A 22985-nucleotide genomic window follows, 5' to 3' on the forward strand; every position below is an offset into this window, starting at 1 on the left:
TCGTTAACCAGAGGTTTTTCAACGTGTTGACACACGCCCGCCTGTCCCGCGCCGCGCAAAACCCCGTTGCGACAGGATCATATATGCCCGGCGGCGGTACCGCTCCGCCGGGCGGATGCGACGTGGCGGGTATTCAGCCGAGCAACCGGCGGGCCACCACCTGCGCCTGGATTTCCGCGGCACCCTCGAAGATGTTGAGGATGCGCGCGTCGCACAGGATGCGGCTGATCGTGTATTCCAGCGCAAAGCCGTTGCCGCCGTGGATCTGCAGCCCGTTATCGGCCGCGGCCCAGGCCACGCGGGCGCCCAGGAGCTTGGCCATCCCGGCCTCGAGGTCGCAGCGGCGGCCATTGTCCTTTTCCCAGGCCGAGAAATAGGTCAGTTGCCGCGCCACCATGATCTCGACCGCCATCATCGCGAGCTTGCTGGCGACGCGGGGGAATTCGATCAGGGACCTACCGAACTGTTTGCGGTCCTGCGCGTAGCGCATCGACACGTCGAGCGCCGATTGCGCCACGCCGATGGCGCGCGCCGCGGTCTGGATGCGGGCGGCCTCGAAGGTCTCCATGAGCTGCTTGAAACCCTTGCCTTCCTCGCCGCCCAGCAGGTTCTCGCCCTTGACATGGAAATTGTCGAACGCAAGCTCGTATTCCTTCATGCCGCGATAGCCCAGCACCGCGATCTCGCCGCCGGTCATGCCGGGGGTGGGGAAGGGGGACGCGTCGGTGCCCGGCTCCTTTTCGGCGAGGAACATCGACAGGCCCCGGTGATCGGTGGTGTCGGGCACCGTGCGCGCCAGTAGCGTCATCAGGTGGGTGCGCGCGGCGTGGGTGATCCAGGTCTTGTTGCCGGTGACCTTCCAGTCGCCGTTCCCGTCACGCACGGCGCGGGTACGCAGGCTGCCCAGGTCCGAGCCGGTATTGGGCTCGGTGAATACCGCCGTCGGCAGGGTCTCGCCGCTGGCGAGCTTGGGCAACCACTTTTTCTTCTGCTCCTCGGTGCCGCCGCACAGGATAAGCTCGGCGGCGATCTCGGAGCGGGTACCGAGGCTGCCCACACCGATATAACCGCGGCTCAGCTCTTCCGAGACCACGACCATTGACGCCTTGCTGAGGCCGAGCCCGCCGTATTCCTCGGGGATGGTCAGGCCGAAGACGCCCATCTCGGCCAGTTCCTCGATGATCTCCATCGGGATGAGCTCGTCCTTGAGGTGCCACTCATGGGCATAGGGCTCGACCTTTTCCACCGCGAAACGGCGGAACTGTTCGCGGATCATCTCGAGCTCGTCATCGAGCCCGGTGCGGCCCACGGTGGCCTCGGCGGCGCGCTCCTGCATAAGGGCGACGAGCGCCAGCCGCGCGGACTGCGTGTTGCCGCGCGCGATCAGCGTCTGCACCTCCGGCGTGCGAAATGCGTCGAGCGCAGCCTCATCGAGCCCCATCTCGGCGGGGCGCGCGATCTCGCCCTGGTTCATCGCGATGCCGCCGGCGATCTGGGCGAGATACTCGCCGAACGCGATCTGAAGGATCAGTTGCTCGACCTCTCCGAACTGTCCCTGCTCGTCGAGCCGCGTGGCCCAGCCCTGCATCTGGCGCAGCGATTCGACATAGGTGGCCAGCCACGCGAGCCCGTGGGTCGCACCTTGTGCTGCGTCCATCGCCGCGCCCGAGATGCGGCCATCCACGGTGACCCGCGCGCGAACAGCCTCGCGCGCTTGCGACAGAAGGGTTTCGGCGGGCGCGAGTGCGGCTTGGGTGAGCGCTGTGAGGTCGCTCAGGAGGATCGGCTCCGACATTGCAATATCCTGTCCGTCATGTGCCATGAAACGTATCCTTTCCTGTTCCGGGGCCTTTTATCCATGATGCAGGTGCAGCGCAACTATTATGCCAATTGTCGCAGGTTTTTGTTCTAAAGTTGCGTGTTGATTTCTTGTGTCGTGGCGCAAATCCTGTGCTAACACTCGGGTATGGAAGCGTTTTTCGATATCGGCCCACTCTGGGGCTGGAGCCTCGCCCTTGGCGTGGCGGTCTGCGCGGGGCTGGTCAAGGGGGTGGTGGGATTCGCCATGCCGACGGTTCTGATCGCGGGGCTGAGCACGATGATGGCGCCGGACCTGGCGTTGGCGGGGTTGATCTTGCCGACGTTGGCGACGAATTTGTGGCAGGCGTTGCGGCAGGGGGTGGGGGCGGCGCTGGCGTCGGTGGCGCGGTTCCGGGTGTTTTTGCTGGCGGGGGGCGCGGTGATGGTGGTGGCGGCGCAACTCGTGCCGCTCTTGCCGCCCGCCGCGATGTTCCTGTTCATCGGGCCGCTGATCACCGCCTACGCTCTGTCGACGCTGCTGGGCCGGGGGCTGCGCATGGTCCCCGAGGGCGGCGCGCGGGGCGAGGCGGGGATGGGCGCGCTTGCCGGTCTTTTCGGTGGATTATCAGGTATTTGGGGGCCGCCCACCGTGGCGATGCTGACCGCGCGCGGCACCGAGAAGACCGAGCAGATGCGCGTGCAGGGGGTGATCTATGGCCTCGGCGCGGTGCTGCTGCTGGCCTCTCATGTGGGCTCGGGCGTGCTGCGGGCGGAGACGGTTCCGCTGTCGCTGGCACTGGTGCCGCCGGCGCTCTTGGGGATCGGGCTGGGCTTCTGCTTGCAGGACCGGTTTGACCAGGAAACCTTTCGCAAGGTGACGCTCTGGGTGCTGCTACTGGCGGGGCTGAACCTGATCCGGCGGGGGGTGATGATGCTCTGACGCGGGCGCGAACCGCACGGTTCAGCGCACGAACCGCACGGTTCGGGAGGGGCACCGTGACGGTGCCCGTTGGGGCGGGGTGCGGGGCCTTCGGGGCACCCTGTCCCCGTGCCGTCCGTTTGACAGGAGAGGCCCGGGGGATGGGCGGTATGGGTCATGGGTAAACTTTGACTGAACGCACCGGTCGGAGGAGGGGGGGGCGGCCGGACGTGCCGGTCATTTTTGGTGAGGATGCTGCGGGTGCGAAGGGGGGGCCTCTTTGCGGTTGGTCGTCGGGATGCTTGACACGCTCGGCGTTGCGGTTGGGTTAGACGCATTGCGGACTTTTGCTGCGCCTCCAACGAACGTAAGCAACGCGCAGGAAGCGGAGTTTGCAAAGTTGGGGCAGTTTCTCGAAAGCAGACTTTTAGGCCAAACGCAGCGAATGACGGCGGCGAACTCAAAAATGCCCTTCGATGTAAGAGTTCTTCATGTACTTGTTGGTCCTAGGCTCAGGGCCTATTCGCGGCGCGTCGCAACCCGATACGACAGGTGCCCGAAGGTCTTCCTCTCTGCAATCGCGCTCGCAGCAGCCGTCATCTATTGGTTATGAGTCCTGACCCTAACTCCCGAGCAATGGCCCAGATGAGCCGAAAAGCTTGATCGGGGAGGAAAAGAGCGGCACTATGGGAGTGTATGGTACCAAGTAAGGAACACACCGATCAAGTGCTGGGGGTTTGCGATGAACTTTTCAAGGATCTTCTGTATTACAGCCGTAGGGCTGCTCGTGGCGGCATGCAGTCAACCTGAGCCTGAGCCAACGTATATCACACCGGAACCGGTCCTCGACAAATACGGCAATGAAGTTGGCGGCGGTGGTTGCCCTGAAGGTAGCACTGCGGGAGCGGCAGGCAATTGCTTGCCGGGCGACGACAACTACAATCGGACACAGACAACGGCTGGTGGCGGCGGTGGCTCTTCGGGGCGGAACTAAGGCTACAAATTGTATTTGAACTGGGCTCATGTCTCTCCGGTCAGCCTAATCAATAATGGGCCTGCCGTATAAGCTTAAGCTTGGGGGCGGCCGCACCACCATCAACAAACCCGCTCAGGCGATCCGCGTTTTCCTCGGCCCCCGCCATACAGGATTATCGGCTAGATGTGCGGAGCGCATGGTGGCCTGTATCCGACTGTGCCCCAGCAAAAGGGTCCACCACCCGAATGGGCATGCCGGACGAAACCGGGTTCGAGGCCTAAATGTGGAGCAGGTCATGGATGTGCGCATCATCAAGGTCCGCTCGCGCCTCGATCCCGCAGGAGCCGAACCAGCGATGGTCGCTCGACTTCATCTCCGACGCGCTTGAGGATGGCCGCAGCAAGCGTAGGGTGGGCAGTCCTGCCCACCAATCCGACCTGCCCCGCCATGGTGGGCAAGACTGCCTACCCTACCTCTTGCTACAGAAGACCTGCCGCCCGCGTTTGAGTAACGTGGGACGCAGGTTCAGAGGGGGCGGTCTCCCGCCCCCACCCTCACCCGATCGCCGCCGCCTTCACGTCGTCGTCGATGAAGGGCACATACTGGGCGAAGTTGTCGGCGAACATCTGCACCAGCTTGGCCGCCTGGCGGTCGTAGGCGTCGGAATCGTCCCAGGTGCGGCGCGGGTCGAGCAGGACCTCGGCGACGCCGGGCACCTCGACCGGAACCTCGAAGCCGAAGCTCTCGTCCTTGCGGAACTCCACCTCGCCCAGCGAGCCGTCGAGGGCGGCGGTGAGCAGCGCGCGGGTGGCCTTGATCGGCATGCGCGAGCCGGTGCCGTAGGCGCCCCCGGTCCAGCCGGTGTTGACCAGCCAGCAGGTGGCGCCGTGCTTGCCGATCTTTTCGCGCAGCAGGTTGCCGTAGACCTCGGGGCGGCGCGGCATGAAGGGCGCGCCGAAGCAGGTGGAGAAGGTCGGCTGCGGCTCTGTCACGCCGCGCTCGGTCCCTGCGACCTTGGCGGTGAAGCCGGACAGGAAGTGATACATCGCCTGCGCGGGCGTCAGCCGCGCGATGGGCGGCAGCACGCCGAAGGCATCGCAGGTGAGCATGATGACGTTCTTGGGGTGCCCGCCAAGCGCCGTCTCGGACGCGTTGGAGATGTAGTGCAGCGGGTAGGCGCAGCGCATGTTGGCGGTGAGGCTGTCATCGGCGAAATCAAGTTCCAGCGTTTCGGGATCGAACACCATGTTTTCGACCACGGTGCCGAATTTCGAGGTGGTGGCGTAGATCTCGGGCTCTGCATCGGGGTCGAGGTTGATGGTCTTGGCATAGCAGCCGCCCTCGAAGTTGAAGGTGCCGCGCTCTGACCAGCCATGCTCGTCATCGCCGATGAGGGTGCGCGCGGGATCGGCCGAGAGCGTGGTCTTGCCGGTGCCTGACAGGCCGAAGAACACGGCGGCATCGACGGGGTTGTCGGGCGCGTGGTTGGCCGAGCAGTGCATCGGCATGACGCCCTTTTCCGGCAGCAGGTAGTTGAGCAGGGTGAAGATGGATTTCTTGTTCTCGCCGGCGTATTCGGTGCCGCCCACGAGGATCAGCTTGCGGTCGAAATTCATCGCGATCACGGTGTCGGTGCGGCAGCCGTGACGGGCCGGATCGGCCTTGAAGCCGGGGCAGTTGATGAGCGTGAAATCGGCGACGAAGCTGTCGAGTGCGTCGCGCTCGGGGCGGCGCAGCATGGTGCGGTTGAACAGGCTGTGCCAGGCAAGCTCGGTCACCATGCGTACGTTGATGGCGAGCGCGGGGTCGGCGCCGCCGACGAGATCCTCGACATAGACGTCGCGCCCGGCGAGCCAGGCGAGCATGTCGTCGTAGAGCGCGTCGAATTTTGCCGGCTCCATCGCGCCGTTGTTGTCCCACCAGATCGTGTCTTCGGTGGTGGCGGAGCGGACGACGAACTTGTCCTTGGGCGAGCGGCCGGTGAACTTGCCGGTCGAGACGAGGAACGCGCCGCCGCGGCCGAGCGTGCCTTCGCCGTTTTTCAGTGCCGCTTCGATCAGTGCGGGCTCGATGAGGTTGTAGTGGACCGTGCCCAGCCCCGTGATGCCCTGATCCTCCAGCCGGAAATTCGGGTTCACCCGTCCGAGTGTCATGTCTGCTTCGCTCCTGTTCACCAAATGCGTCTGCCCGCGGCAGATCAAGTGGGGCGCCGAGATGCGGCGTCGGTCGGGCGGCGTGCCCGGCTGCGCGCGTCTTAACACGACGCTTTCGTGAAATAACAGGCGGGTTTGCGGCAGTTAGCGCAACCAGCGCCAAGTTAGCGCAATCACCCGCCCGTTAGCGGAAACACCATGCGATGCGGGCGGGCAAGGTGAGTCCATTTAGCCATTCTCAAGGAAATTCCGGCCCAATGAGCGCGGTCGAGGCGACTGATTCGCAGTTTTGGATTGATCCGCAGAGCGCAAAAGGCGCATAATGAGAAAAAAATTCAGAAACTCAGAGCAGTATGAGGAATAATAGCAATGTCCAGGATCGCCCTTGTGGACGATGACAGGAATATCCTGACATCGGTGGCCATGACGCTCGAGGCCGAGGGCTTCGAGGTCGAAACCTACAACGATGGCCAACAGGCCTTCGACGCCTTCAGCAAGAAACTGCCCGACATGGCCGTGCTCGACATCAAGATGCCGCGCATGGACGGGATGGACCTGTTGCAGCGGCTGCGTCAGAAGTCGCGGATGCCGGTCATTTTCCTGACCTCCAAGGATGACGAGATCGACGAGGTTCTCGGCCTGCGCATGGGCGCGGATGATTACGTGAAGAAACCGTTTTCCCAGCGTCTGCTGGTCGAGCGCATCCGCGCGCTCTTGCGGCGGCAGGAGGTGGTGGCCGGCGGCGCGCTGGTCGAGGGCGAGGAAAACAAGGTGATCGAGCGCGGCGACCTGCGCATGGATCCGCTGCGCCACGCGGTGACGTGGAAGGGGCAGGACGTGTCGCTCACGGTGACCGAGTTCCTGCTGTTGCAGGCGCTCGCGCAGCGTCCCGGCTTCGTCAAGAGCCGCGATCAGCTGATGGATGTGGCCTATGACGACCAGGTCTATGTGGACGATCGCACCATCGACAGCCACATCAAGCGCCTGCGCAAGAAACTGCGGATGGTCGATCCCGAATTCTCGGCCATCGAAACGCTCTACGGGATCGGGTATCGTTACAACGAGGAATGATGGCCCTGGCCGAGGGGATAGACGTGGGCGATCCGCGAGCGCGCAAGGATGGCGATCTCGTCCTGGGGGACGATTTCGTCGCCCCCGACCGCGTGGAGGAAGCAGAGCTGACCGAGCGGCGGGCGCGGCGCGGCTGGCTGTCGCTGCGGCGCTCGGCGCTCACGCGCAAGATCGTCACCTTCAACCTGATCGCGCTCAACGTTCTGGTCATCGGCATCCTCTACCTCAACAGCACGCAGGACACGCTGGTGCGCCAGCACGTCGAGAGCCTGCGCGACCGCGCCGCGCTCACCGCCGATGTGGTCGCCGCCCGGTTGCCGCAGACCGCACCGGTCAACCTCGCCACCGGCGACGGCATAGATGTCGAGGATACGCTGGAGCGGCTCGCGCTGCGCCCGGGCACCGAGGCCTATCTCTTTGACAGGACCGGGCTCTTGCTCGGGCAGCAGGCGGGAACGCCCACGCGCTCGGGAATCACGGGGGACATGCCGCCCACGCCGCTGACCGATTTCCTGGAACGGATATGGGGCGTCATCTCGGCGCCTTTTTCGACGCAGGGCACGGGGGAAGAGGCGCAGGACGCGATCGCGGCGTTGCGTGACCTGGTCGATGCCGCGGTCTCGGAGGGCGCGCAGGTGCGCGCCATCGATGTCGGCGGTGATACGATATTGCGCGCCGCCGCGCCGGTGATGCGCGGTTCCACACCGGTGGGCGCGGTGGTGCTGGTCGACAGCTCCGGCGACGTCGCCCGCATTTCGGCGGCCGAACGCGAACGCGTGTTGCAGATGTTCCTGATCGCCACGCTCATTTCCATCGGCCTGAGCCTTGTTCTGGCCTCGACCATCTCCAACCCGCTCGCCGATCTCGCCGCCGCGGCCGAAATCGGGAGCGAGCGCAATCGCGGGCGCAGCGGCGGCGGGCGCATCCGCATCCCCGACCTGACGGCGCGGCCCGACGAGATCGGGCGGCTGTCGGGCGCGCTGCGCGGCATGGTCGGTGCACTCTACAGCCGGATCGAGAGCAACGAACAATTCGCCGCCGACGTGGCCCACGAGATCAAGAACCCGCTGGCGAGCCTGCGCTCGGCGGTGGGCACCATGCGCATCGCGCGCCGCGAGGATCAGCGCGAGCGCCTGCTCGAAGTGATCGAGCATGACGTGCGCCGGCTCGACCGCCTGGTGAGCGATATCTCCAACGCCTCGCGTCTCGATTCCGAGCTGGTCAAGGAGACGCAGGAAGGGTTCGACCTGGTGGCGCTCTTGCAGAACCTCGCGCAGTACCTCAGCGAGGAGGCAGGCAAGAAGGGGGTCGAGTTCATCACCGATTTCCCGGGCAGGCCGGTCGTCGTCACCGGGCTGGAGGCGCGGCTGGCACAGGTGTTTGTCAACCTCATCACCAACGCCATCAGCTTTTGCGAGGAGGGCGACGCGATCCGCGTCTGGGCACGCCGCCGCGCCAACCGCGTCCTGATCGTGGTCGAGGATACCGGCCCGGGCATCCCCGAGGAGTCGCTGGACAAGATTTTCCAGCGCTTCTATTCGCAGCGGCCCGAGGGCGAGTTCGGCAACAATTCGGGGCTGGGGCTGGCGATTTCGAAGCAGATCGTGGAGGCGCATGACGGCGTGATCTGGGCCGAGAACATCCGCCCCACCCATGCCGATGCGACATCCGAGCCGCTGGGCGCGCGGTTCGTCGTCGGCCTGCCGGTCTGAGCGGGCATGGCCCGCGCGGCAGAGGCCGGAAACGATGCCGGAAACGATGCCGGGGGTCTGACCGTCCATGCGAGCTGTGTTGCGCAGGCGGGGCGGGCCGTGCTCATTCGCGGGGCGGCGGGCAGTGGCAAATCGGGGCTGGCGCTGCGGCTCATTGCGCTGGGGGCCGAGCTCGTGGCCGACGACCGCACCCGGGTGTGGCGCGCGGGCGATCAGGTGATGGCCGACGCGCCCGACACGATCCGCGGGCGGATCGAGGCGCGGGGGATAGGGCTGCTGCGGCTGCCCGCCGCGGGGCCGCGGCCGCTGGCGCTGGTCGTCGACCTGGACGGGTCCGAGACCGAACGCCTGCCGCCGCTGCGCGAAACGCGGATCGCCGGCACCGCGCTGCCGCTTGTTCACGGATCGGGGCACGCGCATTTTCCGGCGGCGATCGCGCTCTATCTCCGGTATGGAGTGCTGGAATAGCAACGAAGGTCTCGGATCATGTCCTCTCACGTCGCCGATGCTGACATGCCTCACAGGCTGGTCCTTGTCACCGGCCCGTCGGGTGCGGGCCGCAGCACGGCGATCCACGTGCTCGAGGATATCGGTTTCGAGGCTATCGACAACCTGCCCCTTTCGCTGCTGCCGCGGCTCTTTGCCGGGCCGCGGCTCGACAAGCCGCTGGCGCTGGGTATCGACGTGCGCAACCGCGACTTCTCGGTCCGCGCCCTGCTCGAGGTGATCGACGGCGGCGGGGTGCCGGCACCGGGCAAGATGGAGGTGCTGTATCTCGATTGCCGCCCCGATATCCTCGTGCGGCGTTTCTCGGAGACGCGGCGGCGCCACCCGCTCGCGCCCGGCGGCAGCGTCGAGGATGGCATCGCGCGCGAACTCGATCTGCTCGGCCCGGTGCGGGACCGTTCGGATATCGTGGTCGATACCTCCGACATGTCGCCCCACGATCTGCGCGCCGAGCTTGAACGCTGGTTCGCGCCCGGCGGTGCCAAGCGGCTGTCGATCTCGGTGCAGTCGTTTTCATACAAGCGGGGGCTGCCGCGCGGGCTCGACATGGTGTTTGATTGCCGGTTCCTGAAAAACCCGCATTGGGAGCAGAGCCTGCGCGACGCGGACGGGCGGGACCCGGCGGTGCAGGCGTATCTGAGGGACGATCCGCGGCTGGCACCGTTTCTCGACCGGCTGACGGCGCTGATGGAGCTGCTGCTGCCGGCGCACGAGGAAGAGGGCAAGGCCTACCTCGCCATCGGCACCGGCTGTACCGGCGGGCAGCACCGCTCTGTCGCGGTGGCGGAAATGCTGCGGGCGAGGCTTGCGGAGCAAGGCTGGCCGGTGTCATTAAGGCACCGGGAACTGGAGCGGCGAGAGCCGGGGGAAGGGCGGTCATGATCGGGATCGTGATCGTGGCACATGGCGGGCTCGCTCGCGAGTATCTCAGGGCGGTCGAACACGTGGTCGGCGCGCAGAGCGGGATCGTGGCCGTCGCTGTCGAGGGCGATCACGACCGCGCGGAAAAGCAGGACGAGATTTGCGCCGCCGCGGACGCGGTGGACAGCGGCGACGGGGTGGTGGTGGTGACCGACATCTTTGGCGGCTCGCCCTCGAACCTGTCGCTGCGTGCCTGCCGCCCCGACAACCGCCGCATTCTCTACGGGGCCAACCTGCCGATGCTCATCAAGCTGGCCAAGAGCCGCCACAGCCCGGTCTCGGTGGCTGTGCGCGCGGCGCTCGAGGCCGGGCGCAAGTACATCGACAGCCACAACGTTTCAACGGAATGAGGAAAAGCGCAATGAGCGAGCGCATGCGGCGGCAACTCGAGATCGTCAACGAAAAGGGGCTGCACGCCCGCGCCGCCGCCAAGTTCGTCGAGGTGGTCGAGGGGTTCGATGCGCAGGTCGAGGTGAGCCACGGCCCCGAGTCGGCCTCGGGCGACAGCATCATGGGGCTTTTGATGTTGGCAGCGGCCAAAGGAAGCACTATTGACGTCGAGATCATGGGGGCCGATGCCGGGCCGCTGGGCGATGCGCTGGCCGCGCTGGTCGCCGATCGCTTCGGCGAGGATACCTAGGCCGCGCATGGCACCGGCACAGCGAAGCGGGACGGACGACGTGAGCAGGAAGGCGCAGCCAGAGACCGGCGGGGAGACCGGCGGGGAGACCGGCGGGCAGGTTCTGTTAACCAAGTACGATCGCCGCAGTCTGACCTATGCCAACAGCTTTGACAGCCCCGCCACCGCCACGATCATCCGCGGGATGGAGTGGCTGACCGGCAAGATCAGCATCATCCGCATGATCCGCGCCTTCGAGAAGAGCGGCGCGCCCTCGGGGCAGGCGTTCTGGCGGGCGGCGCTCGATACGATGGGTGTTCCGCTGCTTACGCCCGACGAGGAGATCGCCAACATCCCCACCGAGGGCCCGGTGGTGGTGGTGGCCAACCATCCGCACGGGCTGGTGGACGGCATGATCCTCGCCGACCTGATCGGGCGGCGACGCACGGATTACAAGATCCTGACGCGCGCGCTGCTGACGGGGATCGACGAGGTGGCGGCGTCCTACATGATCCCGGTGCCGTTCCCGCACGACCCCGAGGCGCAGCGCAAATCGGTCGAGATGCGGGCGAGCGCGATGTCGCATCTCAAGGAGGGGGGGCTCATCAGCGTGTTTCCCTCTGGCGTGGTGGCGTCATCCGACACGCTCTTTGGTCCGGTGATCGAGCGCGAGTGGAACGTGTTCACCGCGCAGATGATCCGCCGCTCGGGCGCGCAGGTGGTGCCGGTCTACTTTCCCGGGTCCAATTCGCGCTGGTACCAGATGGCCAATTGCATCTCGCCCACCATGCGGCAGGGGCTCTTGTTGCACGAGGTGGTGCGCAGTTGCGGAAAGCCGCAGAAACCGGTCGTGGGCAAGCCGGTGGACGCGGAACGGATGAAGATGCTGCAAGGCGACCCGCGCGGCTTCATGGAATGGCTGCGCGCGCACACGCTGTCGCTGGGAGAGCGGCGGGGGTAGCGGTCGGGCGACCGGGTTTGGCCTGGAGGGGACGTTGCGGCATCCGGGCGATGAGCCGCGCGGGCGCCAGCCCACGGGTTGGCGATCCAGCGGTTGGTCTGCCGCGCTTTATCTCACAAAATCCGAGAGAGATGAGAGCTTTGCACCAGCGTTACCCAATCGCCAGCCCGAGGGGTGGGCTGGCGATCGCGCGGAGGCGCGTAAACGCGCCTTTATTCCGCGCGGAGGCAGGATGTGAATGGCAGGGACAGGCCAGAATTCCCCTCACGTGAACCGGTTGTCGCGCGGGAAGCCGCGCGGGGCCATGCGGCCCGCGCCCGCGCGTTTGCCCAGCCATTCCGTGAGGTCGCTCTCGGTGCGGGTACGGCCCGCCGGGTCGCGCCAGCTCAGCCCGTCGGCGAGGGTGAAGGTGGTGGCGTCCGACAGCCCGCCGTCCTTGAATTTCTGGAGCCGCACGCCCTTGCCGCGGCCCAGTTCCGGCAATTCGTCGAGGGCGAAGACCAGCACCTTGCGGTTCTCGCCCACGCAGGCCACGTGATCGCCCGCCACCGGCCGGCAGACCACCGCGCGGGCGGGGGCGCGCAGGTTGAGCACCTGCCTGCCGGTCCGGGTCTGGGCCAGAACCTCGTCCTCGGACACCACGAATCCGTCGCCCGCCGAGGACGCGACCAGGAGCTTGCGCCCCGGCTTGTGGATCAGCAGATCGACGATCTCGGCCTCGTTGGGCAGATCGACCATGAGGCGCAGCGGCTCTCCCATGCCGCGCCCGCCCGGCAGGCTCGCCGCTGCGAGGGTGTAGAACCGCCCGTTGGTGCCGAAGACGAGCAGCCGGTCGGTGGTCTCGGCGTGAAAGATGAAGCGCGGCCCGTCGCCGTCCTTGAATTTCAGGTCGCGATTCAGGTCGATATGCCCGGTCATGGCGCGGATCCAGCCGCGGCGCGAACAGACCACGGTGATCGGCTCGCGCGGGGTCATCGCCTCGATCGGCACCTCCTCCACCGGTCCCGCCTCGGAGAAGGTGGTGCGGCGCGCGCCGATCGGGTGGGTCTTGCCGAACGTCTTTTTCACCTCCTTGAGCTGGTTGGCGATGGCGGCCCATTGCAGGCGCGTGTCGTCGAGCAGATCCTCGAGCCCGGCACGTTCCTCCATCAGCGCGTCGCGCTCGGTGCGCAGCTCCATCTCCTCGAGCCGGCGCAAGGAGCGCAGGCGCATGTTGAGGATCGCCTCGGCCTGGATATCCGACAGCCCGTCCTCTTTTGACGGGGCGGGGGGCACGTAATCGGCTTCGGAGGCGGCGCGGGTGAAGGTCCGGCCCCAGTCCTCGCGCATCAGGGCCGGTTTGGGCGCGTCGTCGTAGCGGATGATCTCGATCACGCGGTCGAGGTTGAGAAAGGCGACGATCAGCCCTTCGAGCACCTCGAGCCGGTGGTCAATCTTTTCCATCCGGTGGCGCGAGCGGCGCAGCAGCACCTCCTGCCGGAAATCGAGAAAGGCGCGCAGCACCTCGCGCAGCGAGCAGACCCGGGGCGTCACCCCGTCGACGAGCACGTTCATGTTGAGCGAGAAGCGCAGTTCCAGATCGGTGTTGCGGAACATCAGCCCCATCAGTGCCGCCGGATCGACATTGCGCGTGCGCGGCTCGAGGATGAGGCGGACGTCATCGGTGCTCTCGTCGCGGACATCGGCGAGGATCGGCACCTTGCGGGTCTGGATCAGGTCGGCGATGCGCTCGATCAGCTTGGATTTCTGCACCTGGTACGGGATTTCGGTGACGACGATCTGCCAGCCGCCGCGGCCCAGCTCCTCGACCTCCCAGCGGGCGCGCAGCCGGAAGGAGCCGCGCCCGGTGCGATAGGCCTGCGCGATGTTCTCGGCTGGCTCGACGATCACGCCGCCGGTGGGAAAATCGGGGCCGGGGATATGGTTGAGCAATGTCTCGTCGCGCGCATCCGGCGACTTGATCAGGTGCAGGCAGGCGTCGATCAGCTCGGCGATGTTGTGCGGCGGGATGTTGGTGGCCATGCCCACGGCGATGCCCGAGGCGCCGTTGGCCAGCAGGTTCGGGAAGGCCGCCGGCAGCACCACAGGTTCGCGCAGCGTGCCGTCGTAATTGTCCCGGAAATCGACCGCGTCCTCGGTCAGCCCCTCCAGCAGCGCCTCGGCAAAGGGGGTCATCCGCGCCTCGGTGTAGCGCGAGGCGGCGGGGTTGTCGCCGTCGATATTGCCGAAATTGCCCTGCCCGTCCACGAGCGGGTAGCGCACCGCGAAATCCTGCGCCAGCCGCGCCATCGCGTCGTAGATCGCGGCATCGCCGTGGGGGTGGTAATTGCCCATCACGTCGCCGGAAATCTTGGCGGACTTGCGGAATCCGCCGGTGCTGGAGAGCCTGAGTTCGCGCATGGCGTAGAGGATGCGGCGATGCACCGGTTTGAGCCCGTCGCGGGCATCCGGGAGCGCGCGGTGCATGATGGTCGAGAGCGCATAGGTCAGATACCGCTCGCCGATGGCGCGGCGCAGTGGCTCGGGTGTGGCCTCGGGGCGCATGTTGGGGTCGTCGAGCAGGTCTGTCATGGATATGGTGATACAGACGGCGTGCGCGGGCGTAAAGCGGGGACAGGGCCGCGCGTGCTTGCATCGTGCACTGCGCCGGGCCACAAGGCGTGCATGAACGAACGGAGCATCCTCATCACCGGCTGTTCGTCGGGTATCGGGCTGGACGCGGCGCGATCCTTGCGCGGGCGTGGCTGGCGCGTCTTTGCCGCGTGCCGCAAGGAGGCCGATTGCGCGCGGCTGCGCGAGGAGGGATTCGCGGCGCCGCGGATCGACTACGAGGACGAGGCGAGCATCGAGGCCGGGCTGGCGGAGGTGCTGGGCGCGACGGGCGGGCGGCTCGATGCGCTGTTCAATAACGGGGCCTATGCGATACCCGGGCCGGTCGAGGACGTCCCCACCGAGGCGCTGCGCACCATATTCCAGGCCAACCTGATCGGCTGGCACGACCTGACGCGGCGGGTGATCCCGGTGATGCGCGGGCAGGGGCATGGTCGTATCGTGCAATGCTCTTCGGTGCTGGGCCTCGTCGCGATGAAATGGCGCGGGGCCTACGTGGCGACGAAATTCGCGCTGGAGGGGCTGAGCGATGCGATGCGGCTGGAGCTTGCGGGCACCGGGATCGAGGTTGTGATCATCGACCCGGGGCCGATCGACACGCCGTTTCGGCAGAATGCGATCAAGCAGTTCGAGAAATGGATCGACTGGGAGAACTCGATGCGCGTCGAGGAGTATCGCGAGAGCCTGCTCGACCAGCTTTACAAGGGGAGCAGCAAGGGGCCGCAATGGCCCGCCGCCGCGGTGACGAAACGGCTCATCCGCGCGCTCGAATCGCCGCGCCCGAAGGCGCGGTACTATGTCACGACACCCACTTACGTGATGGGCGCGCTGCGCCGTGTATTGCCGGTGCGGGCGCTTGATTGGGTGCTGAGCAGGGGGTGAACGGCCCGTGGCGGGACAGGGCGCGGGGGATTTTCCCTTTCGCTTTCCCCGCGCGCCGTCCTAGATGCGCGGCAGACGCGATTCGAATGCAAGGAGGGGATCATGCTGAGCGACCCGCTTTTCTGGCTCGTGGCTGCGGGCTGCCTGGTGACGGCGGCGATCCTGATCCGCGGCATCGCGACCTTCGGCAAGGAGGGGGTGGAGAACGCCAAGCGCGCCAACAAGTACATGCGCTGGCGGCTGATCGCGCAATTCGTGGCGGTGCTGCTGATCCTCGTGTTCGTCTATTTCCGCAGGTAGGGAGGCTGATTCATGGTCGTGCTCAACAAGATATACACACGCACCGGCGACGCGGGCGAGACCGCGCTGGGCAACGGTGTTCGGGTGGCCAAGCATTCGGCGCGCGTCACCGCCTATGGCACGGTGGACGAGCTCAACGCCACGCTGGGGCTGGCGCGGCTCCATGCCGAGGGCGAGACCGACGCGGCGTTGGCGCGGATTCAGAACGACCTCTTCGATCTGGGTGCGGACCTGTGCCGCCCGGACATGGAGAAGGACGGTGAGGCCGAGTATATCCCGCTGCGGATGGTGCCCGCGCAGGTCGACCGGCTCGAGGCCGAAATCGACGCGATGAACGGCCATCTCGAACCGCTGCGCAGCTTTATCCTGCCGGGCGGCTCGCCGCTGGCCGCGCATCTGCACCTGTGCCGCACCGTGGCGCGGCGTGCCGAGCGGCTGGTGGTGGAACTGGCGGCGCTGGAAACGGTCAACGAGGCGGCGGTGCGCTATCTCAACCGGGCGAGCGACTGGTTCTTCGTGGCCGCGCGCATGGCCAATGACGGCGGCAAGGAGGACGTGCTGTGGGTTCCGGGCGCGAACCGGTGACATATTCTGGAAAGGATCGCGGGCCACAAACCGTCAATACGTGGCGTCCGCGAACCGAAACGTGACGATTTTACCCTGTTTCCCGCGCGCATGAGCCGGTATCACCGCGCGGGAGAGCCAAGCCGAGGGGCCGCGAGGGGCCGCTCATCACTGTAAGGGAGACCGTGCCAATGAAGGTGCTCGTGCCTGTCAAGCGCGTGATCGATTACAACGTCAAAGTCCGTGTCAAGGCGGATGGAAGCGGTGTCGATCTCGCCAATGTCAAGATGTCGATGAACCCGTTCGACGAGATCGCCGTCGAGGAAGCCATCCGCCTGCGTGAGGCGGGCAAGGCCGAGGAGGTGATCGCCGTCTCCATCGGCGTCAAACAGGCGCAGGAGACGCTGCGCACGGCGCTTGCGATGGGCGCGGATCGCGCGATCCTCGTGGTTGCCGCCGATGACGTGCATCAGGATGTCGAGCCGCTCGCCGTGGCCAAGATCCTTGCCAAGATCGTCGAGGAAGAGCAGCCCGGCCTCGTCCTGTGCGGCAAGCAGGCCATCGACAACGACATGAACGCCACCGGGCAGATGCTGTCGGCGCTGTTGGGCTGGTCGCAGGCGACGTTTGCCTCGAAGCTGGAGATCGAGGGCGATCACGCGCTGGTCACCCGCGAGGTGGATGGCGGGCTTCAGACCATCAAGGTGACGATGCCGGCCATCGTGACCGTCGACCTGCGCCTCAACGAGCCGCGCTATGCGAGCCTTCCCAACATCATGAAGGCCAAGAAGAAGCCGCTCGACGAGAAGACTGCCGGGGATTACGGCGTCGATGCGAGCCCCCGTCTGGAGGTGCTCAAGACCGAGGAGCCGCCGGCGCGCAAGGCGGGCGAGATCGTGGGCTCGGTGGACGAGCTGGTGGCGAAACTCAAGGAAGCGGGGGTCGTGTGATGGCTGTTCTTCTTCTTGCAGAAGTGACCGATGGCGAGCTGAACCTGGACGCGACCGCCAAGGCGGTGGCGGCGGTGGCAGCGCTCGGCGATGTGACCGCGCTCTGCGCCGGTGCACACGCGGCGGCGGCGGGCGAGGCGGCGGCGAAGATCGCCGGTGTCGCCAAGGTCCTGGTCGCCGAGGATGCCTCTCTCGGGCACCGCCTGGCCGAGCCGACGGCGGCGCTGATCGTGTCGCTTGCCGGCGATTACGATCACGTCGTGGCCCCAGCCACCACGGATGCCAAGAACGTGCTGCCGCGGGTGGCTGCATTGCTCGACGCGATGGTGATCTCGGACGTCTCTGGTGTCATTGATGGCGATACGTTCGAACGCCCGATCTATGCGGGCAACGCCGTGCAGACGGTGAAGTCGAAGGACGCCAAGAAGGTCGTCTCGATCCGCACCTCGACCTTCGACGCGGCGGGCGAGCAGGCGGCCTGCGCCGTCGAGACCATCGGGGCCACCGACAATCCGGGCCTTTCCGAATGGGTCGAGGACAAGGTGGCCGAGAGTGACCGGCCGGAGCTGACCTCGGCCGGTGTCGTCGTCTCGGGCGGCCGTGGCGTCGGCAGCAAGGACGATTTCGCGCTGATCGAAAGCCTCGCGGACAAGCTGGGCGCCGCCGTTGGTGCGAGCCGCGCGGCGGTCGATTCGGGCTATGCGCCGAACGACTGGCAGGTGGGTCAGACCGGCAAGGTCGTCGCCCCCGACCTGTACGTCGCGGTGGGCATTTCCGGCGCGATCCAGCACCTTGCGGGGATGAAGGATTCGAAGGTCATCGTCGCGATCAACAAGGACGAGGAAGCGCCGATTTTCCAGGTCGCCGATTATGGCCTGGTGGCCGATCTCTTCACCGCCGTGCCGGAGCTGGTCGAGAAGCTCTGACGCGCGGGCGGCATGTCGAGACAACGGGGCTCGCGCGATGGCGCGGGCCCCGCTTATTTTTGTCCGGCATAAGGGTCGTGGTCCTTGCCTCGGTTGCTCGGACGGAGGTCCGAGGGGCAAGTGAGCGGACCGGAGCGGACCGTGGCCGGGTGCGTCATGACGGGTGCGATGGGCCTTGAGCGGTCGTTGGACCATCCGGTCCCGGCGCGGATTCAAGGCCGAAGGCCGCCGCGCCATCGCATGTCCGCCCCCCGGACAGGCGATTTGGCTAAGCTAGCGCACCGATTAAATGTTCTTCGGGAAAGCAGAAATAAAGTGCCCTGAAGAACCGTTAGATCGCCTGCCCGCGGACATGCGATGGCGCGGCTCACTGCAACGTCCGCTCAAGGCCATTCCGGTCGATGGCCCCGGCCCGATGTCGTGCGCATTCCGGCTCAGAACCGTTCCCCGACTGTCTTGCTCACGCGGATTGACCCGGTGTTCGGCCCCCCGCCTCCATCGGGTCTCGCGCGTCGGGTGGCGACCGCTAATCCTTGAGCAGCCGGGTCAGCACGGGGTGCAGGGCCAAGGCCACCTCGCGATGCGCGAGCGGGCCGGGCAGGGCGGCGGCGACATCCTCCTGCATCGGCGGAAAGCGCATGCCGCGCGTGCCTTGCGTGCGCGCCGCACCGGACGCCACCGCCAGCACCGTCGCGGCGGCGTGGGGGGCGAGGGCGTCGAGCATGGCGCGGCTGACGAAGGCGGGATCGGCGTCGATGGCCGCGCTACCCGCGCCGTCGCCCGGTGCGTGGTTGGCCTGCCACAACAGCACCACCGGCGGCGCGAGCCCGCGCAACACCCCCGACATGCGGGCGAGCCACGCCTCTTGCACCGCCGTGCGCAGCCGCGCGAAGCGTGCGGGCGAGATCGCGGCGAGCCGGCGCATCAGGTGGCGGGTGAAATGGAACTCGGTGAAATCCACCTCGGCGTAGAGAACGCGCAGCGCGTCCGTCGCCGCGACGAAGCGATCGTTGCGGCGCGGATGCACCCGGTAGAACGGGTTGGAGAGGTTCATCGCGCAGGGCAGTTGCAGCACCACCGCGCGTGCGCCCCGTGCGATTTTCTGCATCGCCGCGTCATTGGCAAACACGTCCGGCCCGGCATTGGGCAGGCCGAGATTGACGCAAGGCGTGCCCAGATCGTCCTCGAGCAGGGCGGGCCAGGGCCGTGCCACGAAGCTGCCAAGGGTTCCGGTGCTGCCGATGCAGGCCACGTAAGCCCCTGACAGGCCGCGCCGTGGCCCGCGAAAGACCAGCCGCGAGCCCGGGTAGCGCACCGGTAGATAATCGAGGGGCTGGCGCCCCATGCGTTCGTAAGCCATCGGTCCCACCCGTTTTCAGTCACCCGGAAGCGAGGCTCGATGATTCGCCTTTCCATTTCCCTAAACCTCGAATTCGTGGCGCATTTTAGCGGAATCCGGCCCTTGCGGCGCGTCCCCGCCGGGGCCTATGTTGTGCGCGTGAAGCGAGGAAAGGGCGGTGCATGGACATCCGGACAGTGGGCGTTGTGGGCGCGGGCCAGATGGGCAACGGCATTGCCCACGTGATGGCGCTTGCGGGCTACGAGGTGCGGCTCAACGATGTCAGCGCCGAGGCGCTGGACAAGGCGCTGGCCACCATCCGCAAGAACATGGAGCGGCAGGTCAGCCGCGAGAAGATCAGCGAGGCCGAGATGGAGGCCGCGCTGGCCCGCATCGTGCCGGAGGCGGCGCTCGAGACGCTCGGGGCGTGCGATCTCATCATCGAATCCGCGACCGAGCGCGAGGAGATCAAGCAGAAGATCTTTGACGCGCTGCTGCCGCACCTGGCGGAGCACACGATCCTGACCTCCAACACCTCGTCCATCTCGATCACGCGGCTTGCAAGCCGCACCGACAGGCCCGAGAAATTCATGGGGTTTCACTTCATGAACCCGGTGCCGGTGATGCAATTGGTGGAACTGATCCGCGGTATTGCCACTGACAAGGATACCTTTGACGCCTGTCTCGCGGTGGTGGACCGCCTCGGCAAGACGGCGGCGAGCGCCGAGGATTTCCCGGCCTTCATCGTCAACCGTATCCTGATGCCGATGATCAACGAGGCGGTCTATACGCTCTACGAGGGGGTGGGCAACGTGCGCTCCATCGACCGGTCGATGAAGCTCGGGGCCAATCACCCGATGGGGCCGCTGGAACTGGCGGATTTCATCGGGCTGGATACGTGTCTGGCGATCATGAACGTGCTGCATGACGGGCTGGCAGACACCAAGTACCGGCCCTGTCCGCTGCTGACCAAGTATGTCGAGGCGGGCTGGCTCGGGCGCAAGTCCGGGCGCGGGTTCTACGATTACCGGGGCGAGGAGCCGGTGCCGACGCGGTGAGGGCGGCGGGCGCGTACACGCGTCTTTACTCTGCGCGGGAGAATCTCGGATGGTCTGCTCCGGCCTATTCCCCCTGTCACACCTCCTCGGCCATCAGCCACACGCCGCCCTGCGGGCGCAGCGTGATGATCATCACCGGGTCCGGGTCGCGCCCCGGCACCGGGGTGAAGCGGAACCGTGCGAGCAGCGTGGCGAGGATGATTACCGCCTCCTGCAGCGCGAAGCTCGCGCCGATGCAAATGCGCGGCCCGTCGCCGAAGGGCAGGTAGGCGTAGCGCGGCACCGCCTTGCGGTCGGCAAAGCGGTCGGGGCGGAAGGTGTCGGGTGCCTCCCACAGCATGTGGTGGCGGTGCAGCGCGTAGATCGGGATGATGACCGTGTCGCCGGGCCTGATCTCGCGCCCGCAGAGCGTATCGGGGGCCATCGCCGTGCGCGACACCATCCCCGCGGGCGGGTAGAGGCGCAGCGCCTCGTCGATGATCTGGCGGATGAAGGGCAGGCGCGCCACGTCCTCGCCGGTGGCCGCATCGCCCGAGAGCACCGCGCGCGCCTCGGCGCGGGCGCGGTGCTGCACCTGTTGGTCGAAGGCGCAAAGGTAGAGCGACCAGCCGAGCGTGAGCGCGGTGGTCTCGTGGCCCGCGACGATGAAGGTGAGCAGGTTGTCGCGCAATTCCGGCGTGTTCATGCGGCGCTTCGTCTCGGGATCCTCGCCTTCGAGCAGCAGGTCGAGCAGGTCTGGCACGCCGTCGGGGCCGCGCGCGCGACGCGCCTCGACCGCCGCGTCGGCGACGCGCTTCATCTCCTTCACCGCGCCCCCGGCCATCAGCCGCCCGGGGCGCGGCACCCAGTCGGGAAAGCCCAGGATATCGAACAGCGAGATGCGCCCCGCCTCGGCGATATAGGCGTCGATGCCGCGATGCACGGCGTCGGCGTCGAACGTGCCGTCGCCGGAAAAGGTGACATCGGCGATCACGTCGAAGGTGGTGCGCACCATGTCGGCGGCCACGTCCACGGCGCGCGGGCCCGCGTCCGCGATGCGATCGGCGCTGCGCGCGGCGGCGGCGGACATGACCGGCGCGAGGTTCATCACGTTGCGGTGCGAGAACACCGGCGCGGCGGTGCGCCGCTGCCAGCGCCAATGCGCCCCCTCGGCGATGAACAGCGAGTCGCCGATGGCGGGGCGCAGCAGGTTCTTGGTGACCAGCGACTTGGGATAGTTGTCGAGGTTTTCCAACAGCATTCGCCGAATCGCGCCCGGGTCCGTCACCATGTGCCAGCGCTTGCCCGTGCGGCCCGACACCATCGGTTGACGGGTGGCAATCTCCGGGATGATCGACAGCACGTTTTCCCGCGCCGCGCGCAGCGACCCCAGCACCCCGAGCGGCTCGGTCACGAGCGGCACGCGCACGGGCGCGGGGGGCGGGGCGGTATCGGTGGTGGCATCGGTCATCGCGGGGCCCCTAGACTGCTATACCTGATATAGGGTCGGCGGGCGCGGGCGGCAAATCGTTGCGCCGTGACGCGGGCTGCGTTAAGCCTCTTCGAGTTTATCATAATGGGAGGCCGCATATGCGCCGTTTCATGGCCCTTCTCGGCCTTCTGGCCGTCGCCGCCTGCACCAATGCCAACGATCTCGACAGCGAGCCCGCCTATCTGGGTAATTTCCGGCTTGGCCACAACGTCGTGGTGGCACCGAACCTGACCAAGGGGCCGGCATCCCGCGCGGCGAGCCAGGAGGAGTGGATCGACGCGATGACGCGGGCGATCAACGAGCGGTTCACGCGCCATGAGGGCTCGAAGCTCTATCATCTCGGGGTGAGCGTGGAGGGCTACGTGCTGGCCATTCCGGGCGTGCCGGTGGTGGCCTCGCCGAAATCGGCGCTGATCCTCAACGTCACCGTGTGGGACGACGCGGCGGGCAAGAAGCTCAATGAAAAGCCCGAACTGATCACCGTGGTCGAGACGGTCTCGGCCAAGACGGTGATCGGATCGGGCCTCACCCAGAGCAAGGAGGTGCAGATGGAGCACCTCAGCCGCAATGCCGCCAAGCTGATCGAGAACTGGCTCAACCGGCAGAACGACAATCTCGGCTGGTTCGAGGATGACGGGCGGCCCGCCAAGGAAAAGATCGGGCTGATGTCCGGGCGCCCCGAGGCAGACCCTGCCCCGGCCGTGGAGCCCGCGGACGCCGGAGAGACGGGCGAAGAGACGGCGGAGCAGGTGCGCGAAGAGGCCACGGGGGCGGTCGAGTGATCCCCGGGCCGCACCGACCTGCCCAGTCGTGCCAAAACGGCCACGGGCCGCTTGATTTTCCCCCCGTAACCCCCTAAACGGCGCGCGGAGCAAGAACCGGGCCCGGCGGCCCCCCAATTGACAAGGTGCCCAGAGAAATGGCGAAGGAAAAGTTTGACCGTTCGAAACCGCACGTGAACATCGGCACGATTGGTCACGTTGACCACGGCAAGACGACGCTGACGGCGGCGATCACGAAGTATTTTGGCGATTTCCGGGCCTATGACCAGATCGACGGCGCACCGGAGGAGAAGGCGCGCGGGATCACGATCTCGACGGCGCATGTGGAATACGAGACCGACGCGCGCCACTACGCCCACGTCGACTGCCCCGGCCACGCCGACTACGTCAAGAACATGATCACCGGTGCGGCGCAGATGGACGGCGCGATCCTGGTTGTGAACGCGGCCGACGGCCCGATGCCG

21 protein-coding genes and 1 pseudogene are annotated in these 22985 nt (G+C 66.6%); 17 read left to right on the forward strand and 5 right to left on the reverse strand.

Going from position 1 to position 22985, the window contains the following annotated elements; genetic code table 11:
- Positions 1–133: 133 nt before the first annotated feature.
- Complete coding sequence (locus AC13D8_RS16035; RefSeq protein ID WP_482969662.1) at positions 134–1822, reverse strand: acyl-CoA dehydrogenase family protein; 1689 nt, start codon at positions 1820–1822, stop codon at positions 134–136.
- A 144-nt stretch (positions 1823–1966) separates the two neighbouring features.
- Between AC13D8_RS16035 and AC13D8_RS16040 the strand changes: the two genes are divergently transcribed.
- Both AC13D8_RS16040 and AC13D8_RS16045 read left to right on the forward strand, forming a co-directional pair.
- Positions 1967–2740 (forward strand): TSUP family transporter, encoded by a 774-nt coding sequence (locus AC13D8_RS16040; protein WP_482969663.1) that lies wholly within the window; start codon positions 1967–1969, stop codon positions 2738–2740.
- 505 nt (positions 2741–3245) lie between these two features.
- A pseudogene (locus AC13D8_RS16045) lies at positions 3246–3332 on the forward strand (IS5/IS1182 family transposase); the annotation flags it as partial.
- A 917-nt stretch (positions 3333–4249) separates the two neighbouring features.
- Here the strand turns inward: AC13D8_RS16045 and AC13D8_RS16050 are convergent.
- A complete protein-coding gene (locus tag AC13D8_RS16050; RefSeq protein ID WP_482969664.1) occupies positions 4250–5848 on the reverse strand; it encodes a phosphoenolpyruvate carboxykinase in 1599 nt (532 codons plus the stop codon).
- 369 nt (positions 5849–6217) lie between these two features.
- Here AC13D8_RS16050 and AC13D8_RS16055 point away from each other — a divergent pair, with 369 nt between their 5' ends.
- The 7 genes from AC13D8_RS16055 to AC13D8_RS16085 are packed head-to-tail and all read left to right on the forward strand — an operon-like array spanning position 6218 to position 11639.
- A complete protein-coding gene (locus AC13D8_RS16055) occupies positions 6218–6919 on the forward strand; it encodes a response regulator transcription factor (protein WP_104019903.1) in 702 nt (233 codons plus the stop codon).
- Positions 6919–8631, forward strand: a complete 1713-nt coding sequence (locus tag AC13D8_RS16060; RefSeq protein WP_482969665.1) for an ATP-binding protein — start codon at positions 6919–6921, stop codon at positions 8629–8631. The genes AC13D8_RS16055 and AC13D8_RS16060 overlap by 1 nt, the downstream gene beginning before the upstream one ends.
- A 6-nt stretch (positions 8632–8637) precedes the next feature.
- Positions 8638–9099, forward strand: a complete 462-nt coding sequence (locus tag AC13D8_RS16065) for an HPr kinase/phosphorylase (RefSeq protein WP_482969666.1) — start codon at positions 8638–8640, stop codon at positions 9097–9099.
- An 18-nt stretch (positions 9100–9117) separates the two neighbouring features.
- Positions 9118–10020 carry an RNase adapter RapZ gene (gene rapZ, locus AC13D8_RS16070; protein ID WP_482969667.1) on the forward strand — a complete coding sequence of 301 codons (903 nt, stop codon included), beginning with the start codon at positions 9118–9120 and terminating at the stop codon, positions 10018–10020.
- Positions 10017–10409 (forward strand): PTS sugar transporter subunit IIA, encoded by a 393-nt coding sequence (locus tag AC13D8_RS16075; RefSeq protein ID WP_482969668.1) that lies wholly within the window; start codon positions 10017–10019, stop codon positions 10407–10409. The genes rapZ and AC13D8_RS16075 overlap by 4 nt, the downstream gene beginning before the upstream one ends.
- 11 nt (positions 10410–10420) lie before the next feature.
- Complete coding sequence (locus AC13D8_RS16080; RefSeq protein ID WP_482969669.1) at positions 10421–10699, forward strand: HPr family phosphocarrier protein; 279 nt, start codon at positions 10421–10423, stop codon at positions 10697–10699.
- 7 nt (positions 10700–10706) lie between these two features.
- The gene (locus AC13D8_RS16085; protein WP_482969670.1) at positions 10707–11639 is read left to right on the forward strand and encodes a lysophospholipid acyltransferase family protein; all 933 of its coding nucleotides are present in this window, start codon (positions 10707–10709) and stop codon (positions 11637–11639) included.
- A gap of 264 nt (positions 11640–11903) precedes the next feature.
- On the opposite strand, the gene AC13D8_RS16090 is transcribed toward AC13D8_RS16085, so the two are convergent.
- Positions 11904–14210 (reverse strand): DNA topoisomerase IV subunit A, encoded by a 2307-nt coding sequence (locus AC13D8_RS16090; RefSeq protein ID WP_482969671.1) that lies wholly within the window; start codon positions 14208–14210, stop codon positions 11904–11906.
- A 93-nt stretch (positions 14211–14303) separates the two neighbouring features.
- Here AC13D8_RS16090 and AC13D8_RS16095 point away from each other — a divergent pair, with 93 nt between their 5' ends.
- From AC13D8_RS16095 to AC13D8_RS16115, 5 genes are all read left to right on the forward strand, one after another.
- On the forward strand, positions 14304–15131 hold the full coding sequence (locus AC13D8_RS16095; protein WP_482969672.1) for an SDR family NAD(P)-dependent oxidoreductase: 828 nt from the start codon (positions 14304–14306) through the stop codon (positions 15129–15131).
- A 102-nt stretch (positions 15132–15233) separates the two neighbouring features.
- On the forward strand, positions 15234–15431 hold the full coding sequence (locus tag AC13D8_RS16100) for a twin transmembrane helix small protein (RefSeq protein ID WP_482969673.1): 198 nt from the start codon (positions 15234–15236) through the stop codon (positions 15429–15431).
- Between the two features lie 12 nt (positions 15432–15443).
- Entirely contained in the window at positions 15444–16016 is a 573-nt protein-coding gene (locus AC13D8_RS16105) for a cob(I)yrinic acid a,c-diamide adenosyltransferase (RefSeq protein ID WP_482969674.1), read from the forward strand.
- A gap of 170 nt (positions 16017–16186) precedes the next feature.
- On the forward strand, positions 16187–16945 hold the full coding sequence (locus tag AC13D8_RS16110) for an electron transfer flavoprotein subunit beta/FixA family protein (protein WP_482969675.1): 759 nt from the start codon (positions 16187–16189) through the stop codon (positions 16943–16945).
- Positions 16945–17871, forward strand: a complete 927-nt coding sequence (locus tag AC13D8_RS16115) for an electron transfer flavoprotein subunit alpha/FixB family protein (protein WP_482969676.1) — start codon at positions 16945–16947, stop codon at positions 17869–17871. The genes AC13D8_RS16110 and AC13D8_RS16115 overlap by 1 nt, the downstream gene beginning before the upstream one ends.
- 526 nt (positions 17872–18397) lie before the next feature.
- On the opposite strand, the gene AC13D8_RS16120 is transcribed toward AC13D8_RS16115, so the two are convergent.
- The gene (locus AC13D8_RS16120; protein WP_482969677.1) at positions 18398–19231 is read right to left on the reverse strand and encodes a DUF6473 family protein; all 834 of its coding nucleotides are present in this window, start codon (positions 19229–19231) and stop codon (positions 18398–18400) included.
- Between the two features lie 161 nt (positions 19232–19392).
- Here AC13D8_RS16120 and AC13D8_RS16125 point away from each other — a divergent pair, with 161 nt between their 5' ends.
- On the forward strand, positions 19393–20268 hold the full coding sequence (locus AC13D8_RS16125) for a 3-hydroxybutyryl-CoA dehydrogenase (RefSeq protein ID WP_482969678.1): 876 nt from the start codon (positions 19393–19395) through the stop codon (positions 20266–20268).
- Positions 20269–20344: 76 nt separating this feature from the next.
- Here the strand turns inward: AC13D8_RS16125 and AC13D8_RS16130 are convergent, their stop codons facing one another.
- On the reverse strand, positions 20345–21718 hold the full coding sequence (locus AC13D8_RS16130) for a cytochrome P450 (RefSeq protein ID WP_482969679.1): 1374 nt from the start codon (positions 21716–21718) through the stop codon (positions 20345–20347).
- A gap of 131 nt (positions 21719–21849) precedes the next feature.
- On the opposite strand from AC13D8_RS16130, the gene AC13D8_RS16135 reads away from it, so the two are divergent.
- Together AC13D8_RS16135 and AC13D8_RS16140 are read left to right on the forward strand one after the other, a co-directional pair.
- The gene (locus AC13D8_RS16135) at positions 21850–22521 is read left to right on the forward strand and encodes a hypothetical protein (protein WP_482969680.1); all 672 of its coding nucleotides are present in this window, start codon (positions 21850–21852) and stop codon (positions 22519–22521) included.
- 137 nt (positions 22522–22658) lie between these two features.
- Positions 22659–22985, forward strand: a 327-nt coding sequence (locus AC13D8_RS16140; protein WP_482967763.1) for a GTP-binding protein, incomplete at its 3' end; no start/stop codon positions are given.

The sequence above is a fragment of the Roseovarius sp. B-10 genome, from assembly GCF_056859295.1.